Source organism: Enterobacter sp. RHBSTW-00901, assembly GCF_014103115.1.
Lineage (GTDB): Bacteria > Pseudomonadota > Gammaproteobacteria > Enterobacterales > Enterobacteriaceae > Enterobacter > Enterobacter cloacae_P.
On the sequence record NZ_JABXPB010000001.1, the window covers coordinates 2,031,702 to 2,057,490 of the forward strand.

The following is a 25,789-nucleotide window of genomic DNA, read 5'->3' on the forward strand; positions in this document are numbered from 1 at the left end:
ACCCATGCAGAAAGTTGTTCTCGCGACCGGTAACGCCGGTAAAGTGCGCGAGCTGGCCTCGTTATTAAATGATTTTGGGCTGGATGTGGTTGCCCAGACCGATCTTGGCGTGGATCCCGCCGAAGAGACAGGGCTGACGTTTATCGAAAACGCGATCCTGAAAGCGCGCCATGCCGCGCAGATCACGGGTCTGCCCGCGATAGCCGATGACTCCGGCCTGGCCGTGGATTTTCTTGGTGGTGCGCCGGGGATCTACTCCGCACGCTATTCCGGCGTAGACGCCACCGACCAGCAGAATCTGGAAAAGCTGCTTGTCGCGTTGGAAGATGCCCCCGACGACCAGCGCACCGCACAGTTCCACTGCGTGCTGGTCTATCTGCGTCATGCAGAAGACCCAACGCCAGTCGTCTGCCACGGTAGCTGGCCGGGTGTGATTGCCCGTGAGGCAGCAGGCAACGGCGGCTTTGGCTACGACCCTATTTTCTTTGTCCCGTCTGAGGGCAAAACTGCTGCGGAACTCACCCGCGAAGAGAAAAGCGCGATTTCCCACCGTGGACGTGCGCTGAAACTGTTACTGGAAGCATTACGTAATGGCTAATTTGCCACCTCTGAGTCTTTATATTCACATCCCGTGGTGCGTGCAGAAATGCCCGTACTGCGATTTCAACTCGCACGCGCTGAAAGGTGAAGTGCCGCACGATGATTACGTTGCGCATCTGCTGGCCGACCTGGATGTTGATGTACCTTACGCACAGGGACGTGAAGTTAAGACCATTTTTATTGGTGGCGGTACGCCGAGCCTGCTCTCAGGCCCGGCGATGCAAACGCTGCTGGATGGCGTGCGGGCGCGCCTTACTCTTGCAGCAGATGCAGAAATTACAATGGAAGCCAACCCTGGCACCGTTGAGGCTGACCGTTTCGTCGAGTATCAGCGTGCGGGGGTGAACCGTATCTCCATCGGCGTGCAAAGCTTTAGCGAGCCGAAGTTAAAACGTCTGGGCCGTATTCACGGCCCGGAAGAGGCAAAGCGCGCAGCGAACCTGGCTACGGGGCTTGGCCTGCGTAGCTTTAACCTCGATTTGATGCACGGCCTGCCGGATCAGTCACTGGAAGAGGCGCTGGACGACCTGCGCCAGGCGATTGAGCTAAACCCGCCGCATCTCTCCTGGTACCAACTGACCATTGAGCCTAACACGCTGTTTGGTTCTCGCCCTCCGGTACTGCCGGACGACGACGCGCTGTGGGATATTTTTGAGCAAGGTCACCAGCTGTTGACCGCCGCAGGCTATCTGCAGTACGAAACGTCCGCCTATGCAAAGCCGGGGTACCAGTGTCAGCACAACCTGAACTACTGGCGCTTTGGTGATTATCTGGGAATTGGCTGCGGCGCACACGGCAAAGTAACGTTCCCGGACGGGCGCATTCTGCGCACCGCCAGAACTCGCCACCCGCGTGGGTACATGGAAGGCCGCTACCTTGAACGTCAGCATGATGTCGAGGAGGTGGATAAGCCGTTTGAGTTCTTTATGAACCGTTTTCGTTTGCTTGAAGCCGCACCGCGTGCGGAGTTCTCGCGGTATACCGGGCTGCCGGAGTCAGTGATTCGCCCACAGATTGACGACGCGCTGGCGAAGGGATATCTCACCGAGTGTGATGAATACTGGCAGATCACCGAGCACGGCAAACTGTTCTTAAACTCCCTTCTTGAGCTGTTCCTCGCCGAAGATCTCTGAAGGCGGCTTCAGGATTTTGCATCCCGTTCTGCCGGCTGAGGGAAAGGCTGGCAGAGTGTGGGGATGGACAAATCAAAACAACTCCGCAAAGAAATGACACCCGAAGAATTACGTCTGTGGTATTTGCTCAGAGGTCGCCGCTTCTTTGGATATAAGTTTCGCCGCCAGATGCCAGTTGGGGCGTATATCGTGGATTTTGCCTGTTTTAAGGCGAAACTAATCATTGAGCTGGACGGTGGACAACATCAGGACAAACAGGCCTATGATTCCCATCGTTCTGAATTTCTGAAAGTGAATGGCTGGGAAGTTATGCGGTTCTGGAATAATGAATTCAGGACCAATGAAGAGAACGTGCTGATGGCTATTTTGCAACGACTGCGATGCCTGATGCCCTCACCCTAACCCTCTCCCACGGGAGAGGGCCCCAGCGAGCGGAGATCTTACTTAAGCGTCCCCACCAGTGCCTTACGGCTGTCTTCCAGCGTCACCACGCGTTTACACACGTCTTTACCGAACTGCTGGAAATCATCTTCCTGATTCTTCCACTCGCTCTGAATCGAGGTCTGCAGCCCGCCCAGGCTACCTAATATCCCCTGCAGTGGGTTACCGCCGCCTTTCAGCACGGCTTTAGCCCCCATCTCGTTGATGCTGTCCTGCAGGATGCCGCCCATCGCCTGGTTCACCAGCTGTTGGCCGTCGGCCCGCACCTGATCGATAGCCTTGTAATGGAACGTCAGGCCGTCGGTGCGATGCTCAATAATACGGTTCATCTGCTCTTTCAGCTGTTTATCCAGCTTAGTCAGGCGGGTACGCATATTGCTGCTCTCACCCACCTCTTTGGTGATGATCTTGTCCAGCGCCACACGCCCCTTCTCGACGCGGGTTAGCGCACCTTCATCAATCCACGGCAGCGAGGCACGCAAATCGGCCTGGTAATCCTTCGCTTGTTCACGCTGCGCGGCAGTCAGGTTTTGCGGTTTACCGTTAAACGTGACGTTACCTTCTGGCGTAATCACCAGATTGCCATTCTCGCCTTTGACCTGCACAGTTTGCGGGTTTAACACCACATCGTCACGCGGGGTGACACTACATTGATAGTCCGCATGGGCGGTGAATCCGGTTGCCATTAGTGCAACAGCCAGCAACGTTTTGCGCATCATAAACATTCCCTCAGACAAAATGGGCCAGCTAATGCTGGCCCATGACTTCTTTATTAGTCCCACCAAACATCAAAAAGTTCGCTGATGCGGACATCTTCCAGTTTGTGGTCTTCAAGCCATTTGCGCACAAGAGCCTGATGTTCTTCGGTGCATTTACCGACTTCCTGCGTGCAGATCAGACCTTCCCACGCCAGATATCCACTGCCGTCAAAGGCCAGTTTGTTTGGCTCGATAACGTCGTTGATGAACGCATCAACCTCCTGGTCGATCTGTTCTACACTGGTACCTTCCGGAAAACGCCATGCAACGGAGAAACCCACTTCCTGGAATTCTTCAATATGCATTTTTTTACGCAGACGACGGCTACGATTCTTTGCCATTATTTCACCCTCTCGAACATTAAGTCCCATACACCGTGGCCAAGACGATGACCACGCTGTTCAAATTTCGTTAACGGACGTGAATCCGGACGCGGTACATAGTCGTTGCTTGCAGACTGGTTTTTATAACCATCCAGAGACGACATCACTTCCAGCATATGTTCCGCATAAGGTTCCCAGTCGGTCGCCATGTGGAAGACACCGCCCAGTTTTAACTTACTTTTCAGCAACTCTGCAAATGGAGCCTGAACGATACGGCGTTTATTATGACGTGCTTTATGCCACGGGTCAGGGAAAAAGAGCTGAACCATGTTCAAAGAATTGTCAGGAATCATTTTGTGCAGCACTTCTACCGCGTCGTGACACATCACGCGCAGGTTCTCAACGCCCTCTTCATGGGCCGTTGCCAGGCAGGCACCTACGCCTGGTGAGTGTACTTCAATGCCGAGAAAATTTTGTTCCGGGCGGGCTTTCGCCATCGTGACCAGTGACGACCCCATACCAAAGCCGATCTCCAGCGTAACAGGCGCATCGCGGCCAAACAGCTCGGTGAAGTCAACAGGCTGTTCAGTAAACTCAACGCCCATCACCGGCCAGTAGTTATCCAGCGCGTGTTGCTGCCCTTTTGTCAGGCGGCCCTGACGGCGGACGAAGCTGCGAATACGGCGCAGCGGGCGACCGTTTTCATCAAATTCCGGTGAAATGACGTCGTTTTTCATAAAAGAGTTGTCTGCTTGTGAGAATGTTCGGGAAACGGGCATTATCCAAAGTTAAGGCTTCTATGCAAGCATGGGAAAGATCCGGTTTACAGCAGATTGACGCTGTGCTGCAATCTGCGTCCCTGATTATACGAATCGATGACCATGCAAGCCTCTCAATTTTCAGCCCAGGTGCTGGACTGGTACGACAAATACGGGCGTAAAACCCTGCCCTGGCAAATTGAAAAAACGCCTTACAAAGTATGGCTCTCTGAAGTGATGTTGCAACAAACACAGGTTGCCACGGTCATTCCTTACTTTGAGCGTTTTATGGCGCGCTTCCCGACGGTGACCGATCTGGCTAATGCACCGCTGGACGAAGTATTACACCTGTGGACGGGCCTGGGTTATTACGCCCGCGCGCGTAATCTGCACAAAGCGGCACAGCACGTTGCCACCCGCCACAACGGCACATTCCCGGAAACCTTCGACGAAGTGGCGGATTTACCCGGCGTCGGGCGCTCAACCGCAGGCGCTATCCTCTCTCTGTCGTTAGGCAAGCATTATCCGATCCTCGACGGCAACGTGAAGCGCGTGCTTGCCCGTTGCTATGCAGTTGACGGCTGGCCCGGGAAAAAAGAGGTTGAAAAGCGCCTGTGGGAAATCAGTGAAGACGTTACGCCCGCCAAAGGTGTTGATCGTTTTAATCAGGCAATGATGGATCTCGGTGCGATGGTGTGTACGCGCTCAAAACCGAAATGCGAACTTTGCCCGGTGAATAATCTCTGCGTGGCGTATGCCAACCACTCGTGGACGCAGTACCCAGGCAAAAAGCCGAAGCAGACGCTGCCAGAGCGCACCGGATATATGCTGCTGATGCAGCACGGCGATGAGGTTTTCCTGGCTCAGCGCCCACCAAGCGGTCTGTGGGGTGGGCTATACTGCTTCCCACAGTTTGAAGATGAAACCACGCTTCGGGAATGGCTTAAACAGCGCGGAATTGCTGCCGATAACCTTACGCAACAGACGGCGTTTCGTCATACTTTCAGCCATTTCCATCTGGATATTGTGCCAATGTGGCTTCCCGTGTCCTCATTCACCTCCTGCATGGATGAAGGAACCGCTCTCTGGTATAACTTAGCGCAACCGCCATCAGTCGGGCTGGCAGCTCCAGTGGAGCGCCTGTTACAGCAATTACGTGCCGGTGCAATGGTTTAGCATCGGCCTGAAAAAGAGGAATGAGTATGGCCAGAACTATTTTTTGTAATTACCTGCAGCGCGATGCTGAAGGCCAGGACTTCCAGCTCTACCCAGGTGACCTGGGTAAGCGTATCTATAACGAGATCTCCAAAGAAGCCTGGGCGCAGTGGCAGCACAAGCAAACCATGCTGATTAACGAGAAAAAACTCAGCATGATGAACCCGGAACACCGCAAACTGCTGGAGCAGGAGATGGTGAATTTCCTGTTCGAAGGCAAAGACGTACACATCGAAGGCTATACGCCACCGGAAAAATAACAGCGTGCGGGGGCAACTCCGCCGTTAAAGCAAACACAACACGCACTCCCGGAATGATGAAAAAATTTTTAGCGCTCGCGCTTGTTGCACCGCTGCTTGTGTCTTGTTCTTCAAAAAAAGGCGATGAGTACAACGAAGCCTGGGTCAAGGACACCAACGGTTTTGACATTTTGATGGGGCAGTTTGCCCATAACATCGAAAATATTTGGGGATTTAACGAAGTTCTTATTGCTGGCCCTAAGGACTACGTTAAGTACACCGACGCCTATCAGACCCGTAGCCACATCAACTTTGATGACGGTACGATCACCGTTGAAACCATCGCAGGTACCGAACCTGCTGCACGCTTACGTCAGGCGATCGTGAAAACCCTGCTGATGGGTGACGATCCGGGTTCTATTGATCTCTATTCCGATGCCGACGACATCACTATCTCCAAAGAGCCGTTCCTGTACGGTCAGGTGGTCGATCAGACCGGCCAGGCGATCCGCTGGGAAGGTCGCGCCACTAAATTTGCCGACTACCTGCTGCAAACCCGGTTGAAGAGCCGCAGCAACGGGTTGCGCATTATCTACAGCGTCACCATCAACCTGGTGCCAAACCACCTCGACAAACGTGCGCATAAGTACGTGGGTATGGTGCGTCAGGCTTCGCGTAAATATGGCGTAGATGAGTCACTGATCCTGGCGATTATGCAGACCGAATCCTCCTTTAACCCTTACGCGGTGAGCCGTTCTGACGCGCTGGGGCTGATGCAGGTTGTCCAGCACAGCGCCGGGAAAGACGTGTTCCGCGCGCAGGGTAAATCCGGTACGCCGAGCCGAAACTATCTGTTCGACCCGCAGAGTAATATTGATACCGGCACTGCGTATCTGGCGATGCTGAATAACGTCTATCTGAGCGGAATTGATAACCCAACGTCGCGCCGCTATGCCGTTATCACTGCGTACAACGGTGGGGCTGGCAGCGTGCTGCGCGTCTTCTCAAATGACAAAGTGCAGGCAGCCAGTATCATCAACAGCATGGCACCAGGGGATGTGTACTCAACCCTGACGACCCGCCACCCATCTGCAGAATCCCGTCGTTATCTTTACAAGGTAAATACGGCACAGAAAGGGTATCGCCGTCGTTAGCCCCTGCCCCACCCTTCTCCCCAAAGGTTGAGGGATCCCCACAAATTACAGGTTGGCACAGAATACCCCCTCTCCCTTGAGGGAGAGGGCTGGGGTGAGGGGGAACATAAAGCAGTAGTGGTTATTCCGTTCACTTTATGTTGATTGCTACTCTGTAACGACAATACAGGTGAACGTGCCAGGGCGGTTCACCGCCACCGCCCTGGCAACCCGGGCTCCCGGCAGGAAAATCGCCGCTGCGCGGTACCCTCAGCTTATTCCTTCAGGCTTCGGGTCGGGCATTAGCCTGCATCCCTGCAGGCAATGCCCTCTCGGCGCATCCCTGCGCCTCGCCCCGGCCTTACGGAAACGCTTCGGCGATTTTCAGCCGGACCATGGAGTCGCTATAAGTCTTATATTTCAATGAAATAGTTTAATTGCTTAAGAAGAACAAAATTACTGGGGAACCCTCAGCCCCAAAGGAGAAGGTTAGGGGAGTAGACCTCACAGACCCTTCCCATACGAAAATGTTATTTGCATCACAATCTAAACTGCAAATTAATGTGGATTGCATTTTTTTGCGGGAGGTAACAAAACATAACATCGTCTGCTGATAGAATTGCATCAAATAACAACCCTGAATGTTCCTATAACAACATATCTCCCGCTCACTTGTGAGGAAAGTAACATGAACCTTAAGCTGCAGCTTAAAATATTGTCGTTTCTGCAGTTCTGCCTGTGGGGTAGCTGGCTGACTACTCTCGGTTCCTATATGTTTGTGACGCTCAAGTTCGATGGTGCGTCTATTGGTGCCGTATACAGCTCGCTCGGTATTGCGGCTGTCTTTATGCCAACGCTGCTGGGTATCGTGGCGGATAAATGGCTCAGCGCAAAATGGCTGTACATGCTTTGCCATCTGGTGGGGGCGGGGACGCTGTTTATGGCGGCCCAGGTGACCACGCCTGGGGCGATGTTTATGGTGATCCTGTTTAACTCGCTGGCCTATATGCCAACGCTTGGTCTGGTCAACACCATCTCTTACTACCGCCTGAAATCAGCCGGTATGGAGATCATCACCGACTTCCCGCCAATCCGTATCTGGGGCACCATCGGCTTTATCATGGCCATGTGGGGCGTGAGCTTCGCAGGCTTCGAACTGAGCCATATGCAGCTTTACATCGGGGCGACACTCTCTGTCGTACTGGCGCTGTTCACCCTGACGCTGCCGCATATTCCTGTTTCTAACCAGCAAAAAAACCAGAGCTGGAGCACCATGCTCGGCCTGGATGCGTTCGCGCTGTTTAAAAACAAACGCATGGCGATCTTCTTCATCTTCTCCATGCTGCTGGGTGCAGAGCTGCAGATCACTAACATGTTCGGCAACACCTTCCTGCACAGCTTCGATAACAACCCACTGTTCTCCGGTAGCTTTATCGTTGAGCACGCGTCGGTGATGATGTCCATCTCTCAGATCTCTGAGACACTGTTCATCCTGACCATCCCGTTCTTCCTGAGCCGCTACGGCATCAAGAACGTCATGCTGATCAGTATCGCGGCGTGGATGCTGCGCTTCGGCTTGTTCGCCTACGGTGATCCAAGCGCGTTCGGCACCGTGCTGCTGGTTCTGTCGATGATTGTTTACGGCTGCGCCTTCGACTTCTTCAACATCTCCGGTTCGGTGTTTGTGGAAAAAGAAGTGAAGCCTGAAATCCGCGCCAGTGCGCAGGGTATGTTCCTGATGATGACCAACGGCTTCGGCTGTATTCTGGGCGGCGTAGTGAGCGGTAAAGTGGTCGAGATATACACCACCAACGGCATCACCAACTGGCATCCCGTGTGGCTCATCTTCGCCGCTTACTCGCTGGTACTGTTCTTCGCGTTCATCGCGCTGTTCAAGTACAAGCACGTTCGCGAAACGCATGGTACACAGCCAATCGCGCATTAATCCCTGATGCCTTTTCGCCCGGTAGCGCTGCGCTTACCGGGCCGACATAAGCGGATGTTGTTGTGCCGGGTAGCGCTAACGCTTACCCGGCCTACATTTCGAAATGACCCATCCTACCGACAATAAATCCGCACTGCCTCCGGGGCTTAAGTTACGTTCAGTCAACGCGGTATCCATCTTAAGTAACGCATCACGATCCCAACCGCTGGCCAACATTTCCCGCGCATACCCCTGTACGTAACGCAGCCCTTCCATACCGCCGCGCGACACCAGATTGCTGTCCTGATTCACCGCCATCAGGCGTAACAGCAGACCGTGAAGCGAATGTCCACTCCACTGCTCCAGCACCTTACGCACGGTGCTAAAACCACTTTCTGCCTCGCCGCGCGCGCCGGTTAAACCATACTGCTGATACTGCCGCTCGCCCGCGGTTGCCTGCCCGCTGCGCCCGGCCAGTTCACGCGCCACCATCCCACGACAGATGTTACTTACTTCACAACAGAGGCTATCTGCGGACACATTGTTCACACGCCCGGAGGCGAAACAGAGCAAACCGAGGGCAAAAATCCCCCCTTTATGGGTGTTCACCCCGTTCGTCGCGGCATACATTGCCTGCTCGCAGGCAATGCCCATTGGGCGGATGAGGCGCAGTTGCTCAGCCACCGGTTTACCCGCATGTTCTGACCCCAGCTCGGCAAAGCGGGAAAACCACGGTGTAACCGCCCTGATGCTGCGAACAAACAGGGTGTGATCCATATCGCGATGCGCGCCGTTGTTAAGCTTATCCACCAGCCCCGGTTTTGGCGTCAGTTCCAGTTCATGCCATAACGCCTCTTCGGCAAGCCCGGGGACATCCGCCGGACGCGGTTTAGTCGCGAGCAAACCAGTCATCAATCATCTTCTCCACCCGGGCCACCACCTGCTCAACGGGATGATTTCGCGAGCGGGAACAGGCGTGAGCAGGTTCGTCACAAATCAGGCAGCGACGCAGATGCGAACCCAGAGACTGACGCCCCACATGACCATTTTCAGAGCAGATCACGTCCAGATCCCACAACCGGCCAAGCGGATGCGTCTGCTCCAGCGCCGCACAGTGCGCTTTCATTTCCGCAGCCTGATGCGCTACACACCACAACGCTTCTGGCCCGGTGGGCAGCCACAGCACCTGCCTGTCCAGCACCTGCCAGCGGTTTTCCCACAGCAGTTGATCGCACATCTGTAATGCCACGCCCATCGTGTTGCGATAGCGCAGGCTGTCCTTAATTTCCCCTGGCGTCACCAGGGTGAGAGAAATCACTGGTTGTTGATAGTGCGTAAGCCAGTCAGTCTGGCGCGCTGCGCGGCGCTCTTTCGCCGCCAGCAGTTCATCCAGGCTGACACCCGCCCGCACGGGTGTCGCTATAGTCATCGTTACTCCTTCACCTGTCGCACGGTGTCTATCACGCTGCCGTCACGGTAGCGGATAACACCAACGATTTTGTCGGTAAATTCAATGGGTTTTGGTACACCAGTCAGTGAAATTGCACGCTCAAAGAGCGCGTAGATATCCACAATGCGGAGGCCCGCAGCAAGCAGGCGCTCGCGGATCTCCGGACGTGCCGGGTTGACCGCGATGCCGTGATCGGTCACCAGCACATCGATGCTCTCCCCCGGCGTCAGGCGTGTGGTCACGCGTTTCACCACCGTGGGAATGCGGCTACGCAACAGCGGCGCAACCACAATGGTCAGATTGGCAGCCGCTGCCACATCACAGTGACCGCCGGATGCACCGCGCATCACGCCATCAGATCCAGTGATGACGTTGACATTGAAATCGACGTCGATTTCCAGGGCGCTGAGGATCACCACATCGAGCTGGTCGCAGCATGCCGCCTTGCTGCCAGGGTTGGCGTAGACGTTAGTAGAGATCTCCACATGGTTCGGGTTACGCGCCAGTGAGGCTGCCGCCTGGCCGTCAAAGCACTGGGTATCGAGCAGTTTTTCGATCAGCCCTTTTTCGTGCAGATCCACCAGACTGCCGGTGATCCCCCCAAGCGCAAATCGCGCCTTCACGCCGCTGCGCTCCATCTTCTCTTCCATAAAGCGGGTACAGGCGGTGGACGCTGCACCGGAGCCGGTCTGCATAGAGAAGCCAGGTTTGAAATAACCTGAGTGTTCAATCACGTCTGCCGCATAGCGGGCAATCATCAGCTCACGCGGGTTACTGGTCACGCGTGCCGCGCCAACGCTGATTTTCGCCGGATCGCCGACGCTTTCCACCTGCACGATGTAATCCACCTGATCCTGCACCAGGCTGGCAGGCATATTCGGGAACGGCACCAGCGCTTCGGTCAGCAGCACCACCTTACGGGCAAAGTGAGCATCCACCATCGCGTAGCCCAGCGAGCCGCAGCTTGATTTGCCGTGCGTGCCGTTGGCATTGCCAAACTCGTCACTGCACGGTACACCGAGAAACGCCACGTCGATATTCAGCTCACCGTCCTGCAACAGCTTAACGCGCCCACCGTGGGAGTGAATTTGCACTGGCTCGTCCATCAGCCCGTGAGAGATGGCATCCGCCAGCCTGCCGCGCATGCCCGAGGTGTAAATCCGGGTGATAACGCCGCTCTCAATATGTTCGATCAGCGCGTCGTTGCAGGTCATCAGTGAGCTGGAGGCCAGCGTCAGGTTTTTGAAACCCATCTTCGCCAACAGCGCCACAACGTTATTGATCACCCGGTCGCCTTCGCGAAACGCATGGTGAAACGAAATGGTCATCCCGTCCTGCAGGCCGCTACGTAACACGGCCTCTTCAACGGACTCGCACAGCTTGCGGGTATGTTTTTCGTCAGGGCTATTCAGCCACGGCGTTGCGCTATGGGCGGTATCAAACGGTTTTAAATCCCGCAGATGGGGAAAATTCACATGGAGAAGTTCTGTCTGGTTCATTGTGTAATCCTTAACGACGCACGCCGGAAGCTGCCGCGCGTTCCAGCACCATCTGCGCGTGGTTAATAATCGGGGCGTCGACCATTTTGCCGTTGAGCGACACGACGCCCAGGCCGTTACGTTCGCCCTCTTCTGCCGCTTCAATCACCCGTTTCGCGTGATCCACTTCCTGCTGGGTTGGCGCATAGGCGTTATGCAGCAGATCAATCTGGCGCGGGTTAATCAGCGATTTGCCGTTAAAGCCCATCTTGCGGATCAAGTCGACCTCGCGCAGGAACCCGGCCTCATCGTTAACGTCTGACCACACCACGTCGAAGGCATCAATGCCTGCGGCGCGGGCGGCGTGCAGCACCGCACAGCGGGCATAGAACAGTTCGGTGCCATCACCACGCTCGGTCTGCATGTCCATTACGTAGTCAAAAGCCGCCAGTGCGATGCCGATTAAACGCGGGGAGCTGCGGGCAATCGCCACGGCGTTGATCACGCCAATCGCCGATTCAATCGCTGCCATTACGCGGGTTGAGCCTGGCTCGCGTCCGCATTCACGCTCGATGCGTTCCAGATGGCCTTCCAGCTCATAGATGTCATCCGGCGTGTCGGTTTTCGGCAGACGGATCACATCCACACCGGCCCGCACGGCAGCTTCCAGATCCAGCAAGCCAAACGGCGTGCTCAGCGGGTTAATGCGCACCACGGTTTCGATATCCTGATACATCGGGTGCTGCAGCGCGTGGAACACCAGCATGCGCGCGGTATCTTTCTCACGCAGGGCAACCGCATCTTCAAGGTCGAACATGATGGAGTCAGGACGGTAGATAAACGCCGTTGAGAGCATGGCGGCATTCGCGCCCGGCAGGAACAACATACTGCGGCGGAGTTTGCTCATTTCAGCGCCCCCCAGTTAATGGCCTGTTCATCAGCGGCACGCAGAAGCGCGCTTTGCAGGCGGGCGCGGATCACACAGTCCAGCGCACCTTTGTCTTCAATAATGATTAATCCCTGGTGCACGTTCATGGCGCGCAATGTGTCATTCACGACCTGGCGGATTTGCTCGCCAAACTGCTTAATCACTTCACTGTGGATGACAATCTCCAGCTCGTCGTGAGCGGGGGCGATTTTCACCATCAGGTCGCTGGACTCCTGCGTACCGGCCAGCGCCTCCCTTACAATTTTCATGATAAATTCCTGATAGTTATGCGACTTCCGCACTCGCGCGGTAATGCGTTTCGAGATGCGCGAAGGTGGAGTCCGGGACAATCTCCCGGATCCGGGAAAACTGCTGTGTCTTGAGTAAACGGCGCACTTCCGATGCCGAAATAGCGTTACCGGTGGCCTTAATGCGCGGCATTTCCACCACCTCAATATGTGAGGTAAGCAGGGCGTGCAGCGTCTGGTTGTACTGGCGGGTGATATCGCAAAATGGCTCCGAGCCGATAAAGCGATGGGTGATCCCCAGCGCCGGGGCGATGTAATCGCGGAAGATCAGCACGTCGATCTCACTCCACGCCTGCTGCACTTTGCCGCTCTCCTTCAGGAAATAGGCCGGAAACGTGGCGCGGGAAATGATGTACTGCGATCCTTCATGTACGGTCACGTTCGCCAGATGCGCCACACCCGCGCGCACCATCTCCAGGCGTGCGCTGAACGGGAAGAACGAGGCGTCTTCACGCACCACAAACAGGTGCAGCGCATCGCACTGTTGTGCCGCCTGCTCCACCAGATGCCGGTGGCCGAGGGTGAACGGGTTGGCGTTCATCACAATCGCGCCAATCTTCTCCCCACGCTTGCGCATCGTGCTGAGTGAGCGGCAGTAACGTTCAATTCCCTGCGGGGTGTTCTCCATTAACACCGCGTTATCACCGCTCTGGGCGATTGGCCAGAAACCGCTGCGACCAAAACGTACCTTGTTGCAAGGCCGGGTGCAGAGGAAGAGGTGAAAATGGCCGCGCTCCAGCGCCGCATTCTCCACCTCTGCCAGCAAACGTGCGCTCAGGTTTTCCCCGCGCAGTTGCTCGTTTACCGCCACACATTTGATGACGTTGGCGGCAAGCCCGGCACAACCCACCAGCTGTGTGCCAGCCCAGGCTTCGACAAACAGCGTGATGTCGTTGTCCAGGCCAAGACCGCTGTCTGCCAGCAGGTAACGGATCTGGCTTAAGCGTTCCGGGTGTTTCGCCACAAGGGTGTGACGAAAATCAATGGGTTGTGATTGCATGCTGCCGCCTTACTCAGTGTGCTGCCGCAAGCCCGGCGGCTGGCGCTTCCATGATCACATTGCTCAGATGACCGATATGCTCGATCTCCACCTCAATACGATCGCCCTCTTTCATAAACAGTGGCGGGTTACGTTTTTTACCCACACCGCCTGGGGATCCGGTGATGATCACATCCCCCGGGCTGAGGCGCGTAAAGGTGCTGATGTATTCGATCAGCTCCGCCACCTTGTGGATCATGCTGCTGGTGTTGTCTTCCTGTACCATGCGGCCATTCAGCCAGGTGCGGATAGCCAGCTGGTGCGGGTCCGGGATCTCATCTGCCGTCGCCATCCACGGGCCAAACGCCCCGGTCTGACGCCAGTTTTTCCCTGCCGTGAACCAGGTGTGCTGCCAGTCGCGGGCGGAACCATCCATGTAGCAGCTGTAGCCCGCCACGTGATGCAACGCATCGTCGCGGCTGATGTTCTCCCCGCCTTTGCCGATGATCACCGCCAGCTCGCCTTCATAGTCGAACTCGCTGGAATGACGCGGCTTAAGCACCGGTTCGTTGTGGCCGGTCTGCGAATCCGGAAAGCGGACAAACAGCGTCGGTGCCGGGTTGTGCTGGTCAAACTCCTTGCGCTTGTCGGCGTAATTCATGCCCACGCAGAGGATTTTTTCCGGCTGCTCAATCACCGGTAAGAAGGTGATGGCGCTCATTGGCACATCTACTGCATCGTTCAGATAACGGGTGGCCTGCACCAGCCCGTTGCCCTGCAACAGCGCTTTCAGGTCGCTGTAGCGGTCGCCCAGACGGCGACCTAAATCAATCACGCCGTCGGCCTGCACGATGCCGTAGCTGCGTTTACCCTGGTATAAAAAGCTTGCGAGTTTCATTGTTCTTTCCTGAAAACTTAAACGAGGAAGTTGCCCAGTATCAGCAGTGAGACGGAGACGTTAATCGCGCCGCCAATACGGGTAGCTATCTGGGCGAAGGGCATCAGGCTCATGCGGTTGCCTGCGGTCAGGATCGCCACGTCACCGGTACCGCCCTGGCCGCTCTGGCAGCAGGAAACGATGGCGACATCAATCGGGTGCATACCAATCTTTTTACCCACGAAGAACCCGGTTGCCACCAGTGCGGAAACGGTGCTGACGATAACCAGCAGGTTGCTGACGGTGAATGCAGCGACCAGTTCGTGCCACGGGGTGATCGCCACGCCGACGGCGAAGAGGATTGGGTAGGTCACAGAGGTCTGGAAGAATTTGTAGACCACCTGAGAACCTTCAAGCAGACGCGGAGAAGCACCGTTGCACAGCTTCACCAGCACCGCCATAAACAGCATGCCAACCGGTGCAGGCAGGCCAATCAGCTTGTGGCCGAGCATACCCAGCATGTAGAGCAGTACCGCCAGCAGTGCGCCAGAGGCGATAGTAGTAACGTCCGCTTTACCGGAAAACGCAGGTTGAGAGACGGTGGCATCGGCATTAGCGCGGTTTGGCATCAGCTGGCCTTCACCGGTCAGGTGCGGATAACGTTTACCGAGCTGGTTCAGACAGCCGGAGATAATGATCGCCGTCAGACCACCCAGCATCACCATCGGCAACACGCGACCGAGCGCCACACCCTGGTCCATATGCAACAATGTGGCATAACCGATGGAGAGCGGGATCGCCCCTTCGCCCACGCCGCCGGCCATAATTGGCAGAATAATAAAGAAGAAGATCTGGAACGGTTCAAGACCCAGCGCCAGGCCCACGCCCATCCCGACAATCATGCCGACGATTTCACCACACAGCATCGGGAAGAAGATGCGCAGGAAGCCCTGGATCAGCACGGTGCGGTTCATACTCATAATGCTGCCGACAATAATGCAGCAGATGTAGAGATAAAGAATGTTGGTGGATTTGTAGAATTTGGTGGTGGATTCAACCACCACATCCGGCAGCAGACCATAATAGACCAGCGCGGAGGGAATAAAGGTGGCGCAAATCGCCGCCGCGCCGAGCTTGCCGACAATCGGCAGACGTTTACCGAATTCACCGCAGGCAAAACCGAAAAATGCCAGCGTCGCTACCATCACCACGATGTCGCTCGGCAGCTTTCCGCCCAGGCAATCAATGGCAATCAGCGCGCCTGCCAGCACGAACAGCGGCAGTGGAATAATCCCAATTTTCCAGGTATCCATAATATGCCACCAGCGCTCTTTGAGTGATGGCCGTTGAATATCAATCGGGTCGTGGGTAACAGAGAATGAATCGTCAGTTGTGCTCATAATAAGCCCCTTATTTATTTTGTGCGTTCAGCTTAGAGTCACAAAGGCTTACTTTATGTGAGGAATGACATATTAAAAGCGAAGTTTTAATGGCCACTATGGTTTTAATGGTTTCTTTTATTTAATGTGATTTACGCCTTATTTATTGCCGTGGTTTTTATGGTTTCTTTTCTTAACCGAACAAACAAATAACATTTCTGAACTGAGCCTGTTCCTTTCAGATAAATCTTTTACAGACCGTGCTGTGCAAGGGATCACAAGTTTTCGGCAAAGCAGACGTCAGTACAAAAAAAGATGATATATTGGCGTCCTTCCTTGATACCTCGCGTGATAGTGATGAAAGTATCGTTTCAGATCAAACTGTTTGTTTCGCTGGTCGCCTTTTTCTCAGTGCTGTTTGCATTACTGGGCGGATATTATTATGTCGATGTCGGCAGGCAGCTTTATCAGGAGATGAGCACACGCGCAAAAATACAGGCGGAAGAAATTGCAATTATTCCGACTTTACGTAATGAAGTCGAACAAAAAGATATCAAAGCAATCCATTCCTTTATGCAAAAAATAGCGGCCCACAGCGACGCCAGTTTTATTGTGATTGGCGATAATCAGGGGCTGCATCTGTTTCATTCCGTGTTTGCTGACAAAGTGGGTACAACGCTGGTCGGTGGGGACAACGAAGAGGTCTTACACGGCAAAAGCACCACCACCATCCGCAAAGGGGGCCTGGGTATTTCGCTGCGCAGCAAAGCGCCCATCTTTAACGATGCCGGGCAGGTGGTGGGGATTGTCTCGGTGGGGTATCTCACCAGCTATCTTGACACCATCACCGTCAATAAAGTGGTCAACATTCTGATTGCCGCCGTGCTGCTGCTGTTCGCCCTGTTCATCTTCTCGTGGTTTTTCACCCGCAGTATTAAAAAGCAGATCTTCTCTCTGGAGCCACGTGAAATCGGCCTGCTGGTGCGCCAGCAAAAGGCGATGATGGAGTCTATTTATGAAGGGGTGATTGCCATTGATGATGAACTGCGCATTGAGGTCATCAACCAGGCTGCCAGAAAATTACTGGGGTTAAGCCAGCCAGCGCGGGAGCTGCGAGGGCAACTGATTAGCCAGGTTATCGACCCCGTCCCGTTTTTCAATACACCGGCTATGCTGGCGAAAGATACCCATGATGAGATTTGCCGGTTTAACGATCTCACGGTCATTGCCAGCCGTGTGCGGATTATGCTGGAAGATTCACTTCAGGGCTGGGTCATCACCTTCCGCGACCGCAATGAAATCGACACTCTCAGCACACAGCTCAGCCAGGTTAAACGCTACGTCGACAACCTGCGCATTATGCGCCATGAACAGCTCAACCGTATGACGACCCTGTCCGGTCTGCTGCATATGGGGCGTTATGAAGAGGCAATAGGTTACATTCAGGCGCAATCGGAACACGCACAGGAGCTGCTGGACTTTATCTCATCGCGCTTTAGCTCCCCGACGCTGTGCGGCCTGCTGTTGGGCAAAGCGGCGCGTGCCCGCGAAAAAGGGGTTGAGCTGAATTTCGACCCGGCCTGCCGGATGGATAAACCCTTCCAGCCTCTGCTCGAATCGGAACTGATTTCAATTATTGGCAACCTGCTGGATAACGCCATCGAAGCGACGCAGCGCGCACCGCTTCCGCACGAGCCGGTCAATGTGCTAATAAAACTGAACGAACAGGAACTCATCATTGAAGTGGCCGACCAGGGCGTTGGCATCAAACCGGAGATCCGTGAAAGGATATTTGAGCGCGGCATCACCACCAAAACACGCGGCGATCATGGCATTGGCCTGTATCTGATCGAAAGCTATGTCACGCAGGCTGGCGGAGCAATAGAAATTGCCGATAACACGCCCCGCGGTGCCATTTTCTCACTGTTTATTCCCGCGACGGGAGCCGCGCGACGTCCCGCACAGGAACTGGAAGATACCGATTATGCAACATGAACTTATCGACGTACTGATCGTTGAAGACGAGAACGAACTGGCGCAACTTCACGCGGAGCTTATCAGTAAACATCCCAGACTACGGCTGGTGGGGGTGGCCTCATCGCTGGCTGACGCACAGGCACAGCTTGAAAGCAAACAACCGCAGCTCATGCTGCTGGACAACTACCTGCCGGATGGCAAGGGGATCACCCTGATCAGTAACCCGATGCTGGCCCGCGCCAACTGTTCGGTGATTTTCATCACTGCCGCCAGCGACATGGATACCTGCAGCCAGGCCATTCGCAACGGCGCATTTGATTACATTCTGAAGCCAGTCTCCTGGAAGCGGCTCAGCCAGTCGCTTGAACGCTTTGTGCAGTTCGCCGAACAGCAACGCGTCTGGAAGATTGTCGACCAGCAGAACGTGGATTCGCTGTATCAACTGCAGGCGAAAAACTACCGCCAGGATAACGGCAGCAAAGGCATTGAGGAAAACACGCTGGCGCGGGTGCAGATGCTGTTTAATGACAACGCGACGCACTGCTTCTCGGTGGATGAAGTGGTGAGCGAAACAGGCTTAAGTAAAACCACTACCCGACGCTATCTGGAGCACTGCGTAGAGGTGGGGTTTCTGAGCGTGGAGATGCTGTACGGGAAGATTGGGCATCCGCGGAGGATGTATAAGCGTAGTGTGGTTTGATGAAACGTTCCCTCTCCCTGTGGGAGAGGGTTAGGGTGAGGGCAACAGCCCGCACTATCTTAAAACATACCCATACAATCGCTTAATCCCGTCCGCATCCTTCTCGCTGTAAACCCCCTGCAACTCTGGCGAGAAGCCCGGCAGCAGGTTGATACCCTCCTCCAGCGCAAGGAAGTAACGTTGCACCGCCCCACCCCAGATTTCACCCGGAACCACGCACAGCACTCCAGGCGGATACGGCAGCGCGCCCTCAGCGGCAATGCGACCTTCCGCGTCGCGTATGCGCACTAATTCCACGTTCCCGCGAATATACTCCTGGTTCGCATCCTGCGGGTTCATTACCACAGCTGGCAGGCTCTCCTGGCGGAACATCGCCTTCTGCAGATCTTTAACGTTAAAGCTGACGTAAAGATCGTGCATCTCCTGGCACAGCTGACGGAGGGTGTAATCGCGGTAGCGCACCGGATATTTCTGGTAGATGGTCGGCAGCACGTCTGCAAGCGGCGTGTCGTCTTCAATATGCTGTTCAAACTGACCCAGCATCGCCACCAGTTGCGCCAGCTTCTCGTGGCTTTCGGCTGGTGTCAGCAGGAACAGGATCGAGTTGAGATCGCACTTCTCCGGCACGATGCCATTTTCACGCAGGTAGTGCGCGAGAATGGTCGCCGGTATACCAAACTCAGTGTAGTTACCGGTTTGTGCATCAATACCCGGCGTGGTCAGCAGCAATTTGCACGGATCGACAAAATACTGCTCGTGGGCATAGCCCTCAAAACCGTGCCATTTTGCGCCCGGCTCAAAACTGAAGAAACGAAGTTCGCTGGCGATGGCGTGCGTTGGGTGATCCTGCCACGGCCTCCCCGCCACCACTGGTGGAATAAACGGTTTGATCATATGGCAGTTGGCAATGATCGCCTTGCGCGCCTCTATGCCCAGCTCCACGCATTCCGCCCACAGCCTGCGCCCGCTTTCCCCTTCGTGGATTTTGGCGTTCACGTCCAGCGCCGCGAACAGCGGATAGAACGGGCTGGTCGAGGCATGCAGCATAAATGCATTGTTGAGCCGCTTGTGCGGGCAGAAGCGCGCCTGACCACGAATGTGGTCATCCTTTTTATGGATCTGCGAGGTTTGCGAGAACCCGGCCTGTTGCTTATGCACCGACTGGGTCACGAAAATGCCCGGATCGTTCCCGGTCAGTTCCAGCAACAGCGGGGACGTTTCCGCCATCATCGGGATAAATTGTTCGTAGCCCACCCACGCAGAATCAAACAGAATGTAGTCGCAAAGATGGCCGATCTTGTCGATCACCTGACGCGCGTTGTAGATCGTGCCATCGTAGGTGCCAAGCTGGATAACCGCCAGGCGGAACGGGCGAGCCTCATCGGCTTTTTCCGGTGCAACGTCGCGGATCAGGCTCCTGAGATACGCATCATCAAAACAGTGCGCATCAATTCCACCAATAAAACCAAACGGGTTGCGCGCCGCTTCAAGGTAGACCGGCGTTGCCCCCGCCTGGATTAACGCCCCGTGGTGGTTGGACTTATGGTTGTTACGGTCGAACAGCACCAGATCACCACGGGTCAGCAGCGCGTTGGTGACGACCTTATTGGCAGCGGAAGTGCCGTTCAGCACGAAGTAGGTTTTATCTGCGTTAAACACTTTTGCAGCGAATTTTTGTGCATGCTTGGCTGAGCCTTCGTGGATCAGCAGATCCCCCAGCTTCACATCGGCATTGCACATATCGGCGCGAAAAACATTCTCACCAAAGAAATCAAAGAACTGCCGCCCCGCAGGGTGTTTTTTGAAAAATGCGCCGTGCTGGTGCCCCGGGCAGGCAAAGGTGCTATTGCCCATCGCCACATACTGACTCAGGGTGTCAAAAAATGGCGGTAACAGGTTCTCTTCGTAACGGCTGGCGGCAGACTCCAGTTCCAGGAACTCTTGTGCTTTACCAGTAATCGTGGCAGTGGCACCTTCAGGAACATCCATCGGCTCTTGCGAGAATATAAACACCGGTAACTGAAAGCCTGTACGTTTCAGCAACGCAAGGATACCGCTACAGCTTTCAGCGACCGTAATGACGACAGCCGCCACATCGGTAAAATCGGTATTGTCCAGCGTCACCTTTTCCCGGTGCGTGGACACAGCAGAGACCAGCTCGCGGCTGACGGCGATTTTCATGGTTTTCATAAGCGCAGTTACCCTCACCGAACGGTGAGACAGGAGTAGATTACGTTGATACGGGTGAGCATTCGCGCAGCGACAGACATCATCATCATTGGCGGCTCCGTACACTGAAAGGAGAAAATTCGCGCAATCATGTCATCTTTTATTTTAGGGTGCAAGAAGGAATCAGTATGCACTAAACCACCCCAGACTTAGCACCAGCCTGAAGCGAAACTTAATAATAATGCATTCTCAGTGAGTAAATAACAGGGTGTTTCTTTGGCTATTAATGACTGGACTGCAGCCTGATGCTGGTAACAGAGCTGAAATCTACGGGATTAAGCGGTTTGCCGTGGTCACCATACCGCTGTCTGCACACTGGACGCGCTTTTCGCTTAAGATTACGGCGAACTGGTGAGAGAGTGTGCAGTCTGTAACGAAAACAACAAATTTCGTTGACGGCGGTGGGTGAATCGGGTTTAATGCGCCCCGTTGCCCGGATAGCTCAGTCGGTAGAGCAGGGGATTGAAAATCCCCGTGTCCTTGGTTCGATTCCGAGTCCGGGCACCACTCATTTATAACCCTCGCTTCGGCGGGGGTTTTTGCTTTCTGAGTCAACAACTTGTTGGTTTATCGGTAGTTACCTCTTTTTAATTTCCTCCGGCCCCGCTTCCCGGTGGTACAGAAAGGTGGTACAAAATGGGCATTATGATAAAGCCTACCAAAGACCGAAACGGCACCTACTACATCCGCAAAGCGGTTCCTCTGGAGCTGCGTTCAGCCATCGGCAAAGGCGAACTAAAACGTTCCCTTGAGACGAAAGACCTCGGACAAGCCAAGCTCAAAGCCCCTGTCGCTCTGGCAAAAATTAACGCTATCATCCAGAACGCCAAAGCAGAGCGCTCCGTAACGCAGGACGATACAGAGGTGATCGCTTCGGTATGGATGACCAGAATCCTCCAGCAGCCAGAAACCATCAAAGCACGTTATGTACGGCAAGACGATTATGGTTATGGCCTGACCGCAGATAACGTGCAATTAAGCGAATGTCTGCGTAAGGGAGAGCAGGCAGACGAGGCAGATTTGCAGCTTGTCACCCAACTTATGCAGCCTGAACTCGAAGAGGCTCTTCGGTGGACGCCAGCAGTACTGACGCCCGCATGGAGACAAAAGCTCGCATGGCGTCTGGCGGAGTACAGGCTCAGTACGGCAGAAATGTATATTATTGATGAACTACCTGTCTACACCGCCATCAACGCCACGCAACAAAAGAAAAGCATGACTTTCGCCAGTCTTTTCGAGCATTACAAAGCACATATCCGGCTAACCGACAAGGACAGAGCTGAGTCACGTATACGGGATTACACACCATCGGCTAACCGATTCATCAAATTCATCGGTGATAAACCCATCCGGGACATCTCGAAGAGTGACCTCGCGGCGTTCCGTACGCTCCTGGAGCTGACCCCGGCTAACCGCAGTAAGGCCGTCAACTTGCTGTCGCTGGAGAATCAGGCCAAAGCTCAGGGCAAGAAACTCAGCGCCAACACCGTGCGAAACAACTTCATGCACCTCTCGGCCATGTTCACTGTTGCACTCCAAGACGACCTCGTGGATGAACATCCCTTCGATAGTTTCAAAATGCGTAAAAAAGTGCAGACGATCAATGAGGATATCCCGTTCACCGACGACGAAATCAGGGTGATGTTCCGGCTACCACTGTTCCACGGGGAGCAATCTCTCTATGGCGAAATGGCCTACTGGATGCCGATAATCCTTTACTACACCGGGGCTCGCGTTGAGGAAATCGGACAGCTACGCAGGGCCGATATCGTGGATGCTTTCGGTGTTCCCTGCTTCAAAATCCAGATGGGGAAAGAGCAATCAGTCAAAACGGCTGGCTCCGTGCGTTACGTCCCGATACACAGCCATATACTGGAGCTGGGTTTTATGGATTTCGTCAATACCAGAGAAGGCCAGCTCTTTGCTGAGAAATCTGTCGTTAACGATAAATACGCCTACAACTATGGCCGCTGGTGGGGCCGGTTGATCCGTAAGCACGGCATCCGTAAGGAAGTTAAACCCTCCCACAGCTTCCGTCACTATTTCATTACGCAATGCCGTGCTCTGGACGTCCGCGAAGACACGCAGAACAACATTCTCGGACATGTTCCCGGCTCCGTTCCACGGCGTTATGGCAGCTATCTGATTGAAACAAGCCGGGTGCTCATTGAGAGGATCCCCAGACTGGAGCTAAAGCGGCTGGAAAACTGACTTTCAGCGGTATAAGGCACAGTAACTTACTGGAGATTATCAAAATGTTAAGAATTCCTGACTCAGACTGGCAGACCGTTGACGGGGTCCCCCAGCTTTCCGTTGCTTTCTTGCGGAAAATGACGCCTCAGGCAACAAGATTTACTCAATGGGCACAGCGGACACATGCCAAATTGCTCAAGGCTCCCGAAAATGTCCTGTCGTGCTGCACATCCGGCCTGATTGACGGTGAAATTCCCGACAAAAACGGCTGGATTCCCGCTGGCGATGCCCTTGCCCTGCTGACTTACAGCATCCACTCCAGCCAGAACGGACTTCTCATTGATGCAATTGAGCTTAAATCTGGTTTGAAACTGCCAGTTAGGTCCGGTGAAAGCCGTCTTGAAGGGCAATTTGGCGTCAAATTACACGATTTGATCGTCGAACTAAGGCAACAACCACGATTCACAAGCTATGAACTCGAACGGCAAAAGCAGATCGGTCCCTACAGAGTAGATTTCTTCCTCACTGAGCAGTGGTACACCGATATGGCAAAAGGAAAAACCGCTAAACGCCAGTTCATCATTGAATTTGATGAGGAGGCTCATAGAACGACACGTTATCAGTTCAACGATAAACGACGGGATCGGTGGTTACGGAAAAATCTGCACGGTACAAAGCTAATCAGGGTCAGACATGCAGAACAGGAAGTATGGCTGGAAGCGGTCCGCCAGCTAAAGCGGTTCGTCAGTCTGGAGGATTGCTATTCCCACTGCCTGCGAATGGCCTGTATCAGCCTTTCAGACTCCACGCTAAAGATAAGCAGCGAGTCAGCCCGAAAAGCCTATGATGCAGCCCATAACGAATGCATTTTCCTGCTAAAAAGCCCACGGCAGCCTCTAAGTGAGATGGGTAAACTGCTGGACAGGCTGACAATCCCCTTTGATAAACGCAGGGACATATACTTCCAACGTGCGAAATTGAGGTCATACGGCATATAAACCGAAAAGTTGCATCAAAAGTTACAACAAAAGCCTAAGGGATTAGGCTTTTCTACCTGTCCAAACGTTGCAACCTTTGAAACCTAACCCCAAGACACTTATATAGATTTATAGGGTTCTATCAATTTTTATTACTCAAATTCATCTTACTCATAGCATCCTACAGATAATAATCCTTAAGCTATCAACGCTAACTCGCATTTACCAAAAGTGCAAAGTTCCCGCCGTATCAATACGTCGAACTGAGCGACAGCTTAATGATTTTGTAGCCTCAACTCCCCAAAAGTTCTTTTCACGTCAGAAGTCACCAGACGCCGTGTAGGCCTCTCACGGCCTTTCTGCATTCTAGGTATGAATCACTCCTGAACGCAGCTCACAGGCCCGTACAGATCGTCAGGCAGGCATCTAAAGCCACTCGCCCAAACCTCCTTTCCAAGATTCCCCGCTCCGCAGGTACAAGAAATATGCAGATCACCACAGGAGGATGAATCATGCATGATGAAATCATCAATCAGGCCCGCGAAATTCTCACTCAACGGCTCTACCGTACCGACACACTGGCATCACCGAAGGACACTGCGAGTTATCTGGCTTTACAGCTTGGCGATCGGGAGCAGGAAGTGTTCAGCGTGATATTCCTCGACAACCGGAATCACGTCCTGAACTATCAGGAAATGTTCCACGGCAGTATAGCAACAACGCCAGTCTACCCCCGCGAGATTGCCCGGCAGGCGCTTAAGCTCAACGCCGCAGCTGTTATCTGTTCCCATAATCATCCATCTGGCAACGCCGAGCCATCCGTTCAGGATAAAGCGATAACGCTCAACATTCAGAAAGTTATGGAGCTAATCGAAGTCCGACTGGTAGATCACATCGTCGTGGGCGGCGGTCAAACAGTTTCATTCGCAGAAAGGGGCTGGCTATGAACTGGAAATCCTTACTTGTTGAAGCCCTGATAATGGCTCTGACAACCTTTGCAACCGTCTTCTTCCGGGGAATGGCAGCACGCTACGCCTCAGAAGAAGATTTCCTCTAATCCCCTACTACCGCTAGACCCATACCAATAGCCCATGTCCTAAAGATCTGCCATCAATGCAACGCTGGAATGCCCGCTAAGGCCATGCCAAAGAGTTGTTTTGGCGTTTTGGCAGGTTTAACAAGGGCGATGAGTCTATTGGCAGGGTAAGGAGTTCACATGGCTACAGTCGGCTACGCTCGCGTCTCAACTTCCGGGCAAAGTCTGGATGCACAACTCGCTACCCTCGCCGGATGCGAGAAGATATTCAGGGAAAAAGTCAGTGGGGCAAAAGACGACCGTCCAGAACTGCTGGCGATGCTCGAATTCGTCCGTGAAGGCGACACCGTGCAGGTCACGAAACTGGACAGGCTGGCTCGCAACACCCGCCACCTGCTAGAAGTGTCTGAATATCTACAGAATAAAGGTGTAGCATTGAATATACTCAACATCGGCATCAATACGGCAACCCCAACGGGAAAGCTCATGCTCACCATGATTGGGGCTATCGCCACGTTCGAACGTGAAATGATGCTGGAACGTCAGGCCGAAGGGATAGCACTGGCAAAGCTCAAGGGTAAGTATAAAGGCCGGAAAGCGACTGCCAGAAGCAAATCTCAAGAAGTTATCGACATGCTGGCCCAAGGACTGAGTAAACCGGAGATTTCCCGGCAGTTAGGTATTGGGATCACAAGTATTTACCGGATTGTTCGGAACGAACGTCCTGAGCTGTTAGATAAGTGATATGAAAACA

General features: G+C 54.1%; 25 protein-coding genes and 1 tRNA gene. 14 read left to right on the top strand and 12 right to left on the bottom strand.

Going from position 1 to position 25,789, the window contains the following annotated elements:
- Window positions 1-4 precede the first annotated feature (4 nt).
- The 3 genes from HV318_RS09740 to HV318_RS09750 all read left to right on the top strand — a co-directional run bounded on the left by HV318_RS09740 (window position 5) and on the right by HV318_RS09750 (window position 2,135).
- The gene (locus tag HV318_RS09740) at window positions 5-598 is read left to right on the top strand and encodes an XTP/dITP diphosphatase (RefSeq protein WP_182272590.1); all 594 of its coding nucleotides are present in this window, start codon (window positions 5-7) and stop codon (window positions 596-598) included.
- The gene (hemW, locus tag HV318_RS09745; RefSeq protein ID WP_182272591.1) at window positions 591-1,733 is read left to right on the top strand and encodes a radical SAM family heme chaperone HemW; all 1,143 of its coding nucleotides are present in this window, start codon (window positions 591-593) and stop codon (window positions 1,731-1,733) included. Before HV318_RS09740 ends, hemW begins: the two co-directional genes overlap by 8 nt.
- Window positions 1,734-1,796: 63 nt before the next feature.
- The gene (locus tag HV318_RS09750) at window positions 1,797-2,135 is read left to right on the top strand and encodes an endonuclease domain-containing protein (protein WP_182272592.1); all 339 of its coding nucleotides are present in this window, start codon (window positions 1,797-1,799) and stop codon (window positions 2,133-2,135) included.
- 38 nt (window positions 2,136-2,173) lie between these two features.
- On the opposite strand, the gene HV318_RS09755 is transcribed toward HV318_RS09750, so the two are convergent.
- Genes HV318_RS09755 through trmB form a run of 3 tightly spaced genes read right to left on the bottom strand, consistent with a single transcriptional unit; the run spans window position 2,174 to window position 3,992 of the window.
- Window positions 2,174-2,893 carry a YggN family protein gene (locus HV318_RS09755; protein ID WP_182272593.1) on the bottom strand — a complete coding sequence of 240 codons (720 nt, stop codon included), beginning with the start codon at window positions 2,891-2,893 and terminating at the stop codon, window positions 2,174-2,176.
- Window positions 2,894-2,946: 53 nt separating this feature from the next.
- Window positions 2,947-3,273, bottom strand: coding sequence for a YggL family protein (locus tag HV318_RS09760; RefSeq protein WP_182272594.1), 327 nt, complete (start codon window positions 3,271-3,273; stop codon window positions 2,947-2,949).
- Window positions 3,273-3,992 carry a tRNA (guanosine(46)-N7)-methyltransferase TrmB gene (trmB, locus tag HV318_RS09765; protein ID WP_182272595.1) on the bottom strand — a complete coding sequence of 240 codons (720 nt, stop codon included), beginning with the start codon at window positions 3,990-3,992 and terminating at the stop codon, window positions 3,273-3,275. Before trmB ends, HV318_RS09760 begins: the two co-directional genes overlap by 1 nt.
- Before the next feature lie 138 nt (window positions 3,993-4,130).
- Between trmB and mutY the strand changes: the two genes are divergently transcribed.
- The 4 genes from mutY (at window position 4,131) to HV318_RS09785 (ending at window position 8,545) form a co-directional block, all read left to right on the top strand.
- A complete protein-coding gene (gene mutY, locus HV318_RS09770; protein WP_182272596.1) occupies window positions 4,131-5,189 on the top strand; it encodes an A/G-specific adenine glycosylase in 1,059 nt (352 codons plus the stop codon).
- Between the two features lie 26 nt (window positions 5,190-5,215).
- Entirely contained in the window at window positions 5,216-5,488 is a 273-nt protein-coding gene (locus HV318_RS09775; protein ID WP_182272597.1) for an oxidative damage protection protein, read from the top strand.
- 56 nt (window positions 5,489-5,544) lie between these two features.
- A complete protein-coding gene (gene mltC, locus HV318_RS09780) occupies window positions 5,545-6,621 on the top strand; it encodes a membrane-bound lytic murein transglycosylase MltC (RefSeq protein ID WP_182274572.1) in 1,077 nt (358 codons plus the stop codon).
- A gap of 667 nt (window positions 6,622-7,288) precedes the next feature.
- Complete coding sequence (locus HV318_RS09785; RefSeq protein WP_182272598.1) at window positions 7,289-8,545, top strand: nucleoside permease; 1,257 nt, start codon at window positions 7,289-7,291, stop codon at window positions 8,543-8,545.
- A gap of 75 nt (window positions 8,546-8,620) precedes the next feature.
- Here the strand turns inward: HV318_RS09785 and citG are convergent, their stop codons facing one another.
- The 8 genes from citG to HV318_RS09825 are packed head-to-tail and all read right to left on the bottom strand — an operon-like array spanning window position 8,621 to window position 15,944.
- Window positions 8,621-9,436, bottom strand: coding sequence for a triphosphoribosyl-dephospho-CoA synthase CitG (citG, locus tag HV318_RS09790; protein ID WP_182272599.1), 816 nt, complete (start codon window positions 9,434-9,436; stop codon window positions 8,621-8,623).
- On the bottom strand, window positions 9,414-9,953 hold the full coding sequence (citX, locus tag HV318_RS09795; RefSeq protein ID WP_182272600.1) for a citrate lyase holo-[acyl-carrier protein] synthase: 540 nt from the start codon (window positions 9,951-9,953) through the stop codon (window positions 9,414-9,416). The genes citG and citX overlap by 23 nt, the downstream gene beginning before the upstream one ends.
- Before the next feature lie 2 nt (window positions 9,954-9,955).
- Entirely contained in the window at window positions 9,956-11,473 is a 1,518-nt protein-coding gene (citF, locus tag HV318_RS09800) for a citrate lyase subunit alpha (RefSeq protein ID WP_182272601.1), read from the bottom strand.
- Between the two features lie 10 nt (window positions 11,474-11,483).
- Window positions 11,484-12,359: a citrate (pro-3S)-lyase subunit beta gene (citE, locus tag HV318_RS09805; RefSeq protein WP_182272602.1), complete on the bottom strand. Its 876-nt coding sequence runs from the start codon at window positions 12,357-12,359 to the stop codon at window positions 11,484-11,486.
- Window positions 12,356-12,649 carry a citrate lyase acyl carrier protein gene (gene citD / locus HV318_RS09810; protein ID WP_182272603.1) on the bottom strand — a complete coding sequence of 98 codons (294 nt, stop codon included), beginning with the start codon at window positions 12,647-12,649 and terminating at the stop codon, window positions 12,356-12,358. The genes citE and citD overlap by 4 nt, the downstream gene beginning before the upstream one ends.
- 16 nt (window positions 12,650-12,665) lie before the next feature.
- Window positions 12,666-13,688, bottom strand: a complete 1,023-nt coding sequence (gene citC, locus HV318_RS09815) for a [citrate (pro-3S)-lyase] ligase (RefSeq protein ID WP_182272604.1) — start codon at window positions 13,686-13,688, stop codon at window positions 12,666-12,668.
- Window positions 13,689-13,701: 13 nt separating this feature from the next.
- Window positions 13,702-14,565, bottom strand: a complete 864-nt coding sequence (locus tag HV318_RS09820) for a fumarylacetoacetate hydrolase family protein (protein WP_182272605.1) — start codon at window positions 14,563-14,565, stop codon at window positions 13,702-13,704.
- A 17-nt stretch (window positions 14,566-14,582) separates the two neighbouring features.
- On the bottom strand, window positions 14,583-15,944 hold the full coding sequence (locus tag HV318_RS09825) for a 2-hydroxycarboxylate transporter family protein (protein ID WP_015571852.1): 1,362 nt from the start codon (window positions 15,942-15,944) through the stop codon (window positions 14,583-14,585).
- A gap of 336 nt (window positions 15,945-16,280) precedes the next feature.
- On the opposite strand from HV318_RS09825, the gene HV318_RS09830 reads away from it, so the two are divergent.
- Together HV318_RS09830 and HV318_RS09835 are read left to right on the top strand one after the other, a co-directional pair.
- Complete coding sequence (locus HV318_RS09830; RefSeq protein ID WP_182272606.1) at window positions 16,281-17,918, top strand: ATP-binding protein; 1,638 nt, start codon at window positions 16,281-16,283, stop codon at window positions 17,916-17,918.
- A complete protein-coding gene (locus tag HV318_RS09835) occupies window positions 17,908-18,600 on the top strand; it encodes a response regulator (RefSeq protein ID WP_182272607.1) in 693 nt (230 codons plus the stop codon). Before HV318_RS09830 ends, HV318_RS09835 begins: the two co-directional genes overlap by 11 nt.
- Window positions 18,601-18,654: 54 nt before the next feature.
- Here the strand turns inward: HV318_RS09835 and speC are convergent, their stop codons facing one another.
- The gene (speC, locus tag HV318_RS09840; RefSeq protein WP_182272608.1) at window positions 18,655-20,790 is read right to left on the bottom strand and encodes an ornithine decarboxylase; all 2,136 of its coding nucleotides are present in this window, start codon (window positions 20,788-20,790) and stop codon (window positions 18,655-18,657) included.
- Window positions 20,791-21,260: 470 nt separating this feature from the next.
- Between speC and HV318_RS09845 the strand changes: the two genes are divergently transcribed.
- The 5 genes from HV318_RS09845 (at window position 21,261) to HV318_RS09865 (ending at window position 25,779) form a co-directional block, all read left to right on the top strand.
- A tRNA-Phe gene (locus HV318_RS09845) sits at window positions 21,261-21,336 on the top strand.
- Window positions 21,337-21,465: 129 nt separating this feature from the next.
- Complete coding sequence (locus HV318_RS09850; protein ID WP_063448579.1) at window positions 21,466-23,040, top strand: site-specific integrase; 1,575 nt, start codon at window positions 21,466-21,468, stop codon at window positions 23,038-23,040.
- A 44-nt stretch (window positions 23,041-23,084) separates the two neighbouring features.
- On the top strand, window positions 23,085-24,020 hold the full coding sequence (locus HV318_RS09855; RefSeq protein WP_057060400.1) for a putative endonuclease domain-containing protein: 936 nt from the start codon (window positions 23,085-23,087) through the stop codon (window positions 24,018-24,020).
- A 491-nt stretch (window positions 24,021-24,511) separates the two neighbouring features.
- Window positions 24,512-24,946 (top strand): RadC family protein, encoded by a 435-nt coding sequence (locus tag HV318_RS09860; RefSeq protein WP_063448577.1) that lies wholly within the window; start codon window positions 24,512-24,514, stop codon window positions 24,944-24,946.
- Between the two features lie 269 nt (window positions 24,947-25,215).
- Window positions 25,216-25,779: a recombinase family protein gene (locus HV318_RS09865; RefSeq protein ID WP_046275187.1), complete on the top strand. Its 564-nt coding sequence runs from the start codon at window positions 25,216-25,218 to the stop codon at window positions 25,777-25,779.
- The last annotated feature ends 10 nt before the right edge of the window (window positions 25,780-25,789 follow it).

What these genes read in the sequence shown, in the direction of transcription:
- HV318_RS09740 (WP_182272590.1), top strand. Translation starts at nt 5, where the DNA reads ATGCAGAAAGTTGTTCTCGCGACCGGTAACGCCGGTAAAGTGCGCGAG.
- hemW (WP_182272591.1), top strand. Translation starts at nt 591, where the DNA reads ATGGCTAATTTGCCACCTCTGAGTCTTTATATTCACATCCCGTGGTGC.
- HV318_RS09750 (WP_182272592.1), top strand. Translation starts at nt 1,797, where the DNA reads ATGGACAAATCAAAACAACTCCGCAAAGAAATGACACCCGAAGAATTA.
- HV318_RS09755 (WP_182272593.1), bottom strand. Translation starts at nt 2,893, where the DNA reads ATGATGCGCAAAACGTTGCTGGCTGTTGCACTAATGGCAACCGGATTC.
- HV318_RS09760 (WP_182272594.1), bottom strand. Translation starts at nt 3,273, where the DNA reads ATGGCAAAGAATCGTAGCCGTCGTCTGCGTAAAAAAATGCATATTGAA.
- trmB (WP_182272595.1), bottom strand. Translation starts at nt 3,992, where the DNA reads ATGAAAAACGACGTCATTTCACCGGAATTTGATGAAAACGGTCGCCCG.
- mutY (WP_182272596.1), top strand. Translation starts at nt 4,131, where the DNA reads ATGACCATGCAAGCCTCTCAATTTTCAGCCCAGGTGCTGGACTGGTAC.
- HV318_RS09775 (WP_182272597.1), top strand. Translation starts at nt 5,216, where the DNA reads ATGGCCAGAACTATTTTTTGTAATTACCTGCAGCGCGATGCTGAAGGC.
- mltC (WP_182274572.1), top strand. Translation starts at nt 5,545, where the DNA reads ATGAAAAAATTTTTAGCGCTCGCGCTTGTTGCACCGCTGCTTGTGTCT.
- HV318_RS09785 (WP_182272598.1), top strand. Translation starts at nt 7,289, where the DNA reads ATGAACCTTAAGCTGCAGCTTAAAATATTGTCGTTTCTGCAGTTCTGC.
- citG (WP_182272599.1), bottom strand. Translation starts at nt 9,436, where the DNA reads ATGACTGGTTTGCTCGCGACTAAACCGCGTCCGGCGGATGTCCCCGGG.
- citX (WP_182272600.1), bottom strand. Translation starts at nt 9,953, where the DNA reads ATGACTATAGCGACACCCGTGCGGGCGGGTGTCAGCCTGGATGAACTG.
- citF (WP_182272601.1), bottom strand. Translation starts at nt 11,473, where the DNA reads ATGAACCAGACAGAACTTCTCCATGTGAATTTTCCCCATCTGCGGGAT.
- citE (WP_182272602.1), bottom strand. Translation starts at nt 12,359, where the DNA reads ATGAGCAAACTCCGCCGCAGTATGTTGTTCCTGCCGGGCGCGAATGCC.
- citD (WP_182272603.1), bottom strand. Translation starts at nt 12,649, where the DNA reads ATGAAAATTGTAAGGGAGGCGCTGGCCGGTACGCAGGAGTCCAGCGAC.
- citC (WP_182272604.1), bottom strand. Translation starts at nt 13,688, where the DNA reads ATGCAATCACAACCCATTGATTTTCGTCACACCCTTGTGGCGAAACAC.
- HV318_RS09820 (WP_182272605.1), bottom strand. Translation starts at nt 14,565, where the DNA reads ATGAAACTCGCAAGCTTTTTATACCAGGGTAAACGCAGCTACGGCATC.
- HV318_RS09825 (WP_015571852.1), bottom strand. Translation starts at nt 15,944, where the DNA reads ATGAGCACAACTGACGATTCATTCTCTGTTACCCACGACCCGATTGAT.
- HV318_RS09830 (WP_182272606.1), top strand. Translation starts at nt 16,281, where the DNA reads ATGAAAGTATCGTTTCAGATCAAACTGTTTGTTTCGCTGGTCGCCTTT.
- HV318_RS09835 (WP_182272607.1), top strand. Translation starts at nt 17,908, where the DNA reads ATGCAACATGAACTTATCGACGTACTGATCGTTGAAGACGAGAACGAA.
- speC (WP_182272608.1), bottom strand. Translation starts at nt 20,790, where the DNA reads ATGAAAACCATGAAAATCGCCGTCAGCCGCGAGCTGGTCTCTGCTGTG.
- HV318_RS09850 (WP_063448579.1), top strand. Translation starts at nt 21,466, where the DNA reads ATGGGCATTATGATAAAGCCTACCAAAGACCGAAACGGCACCTACTAC.
- HV318_RS09855 (WP_057060400.1), top strand. Translation starts at nt 23,085, where the DNA reads ATGTTAAGAATTCCTGACTCAGACTGGCAGACCGTTGACGGGGTCCCC.
- HV318_RS09860 (WP_063448577.1), top strand. Translation starts at nt 24,512, where the DNA reads ATGCATGATGAAATCATCAATCAGGCCCGCGAAATTCTCACTCAACGG.
- HV318_RS09865 (WP_046275187.1), top strand. Translation starts at nt 25,216, where the DNA reads ATGGCTACAGTCGGCTACGCTCGCGTCTCAACTTCCGGGCAAAGTCTG.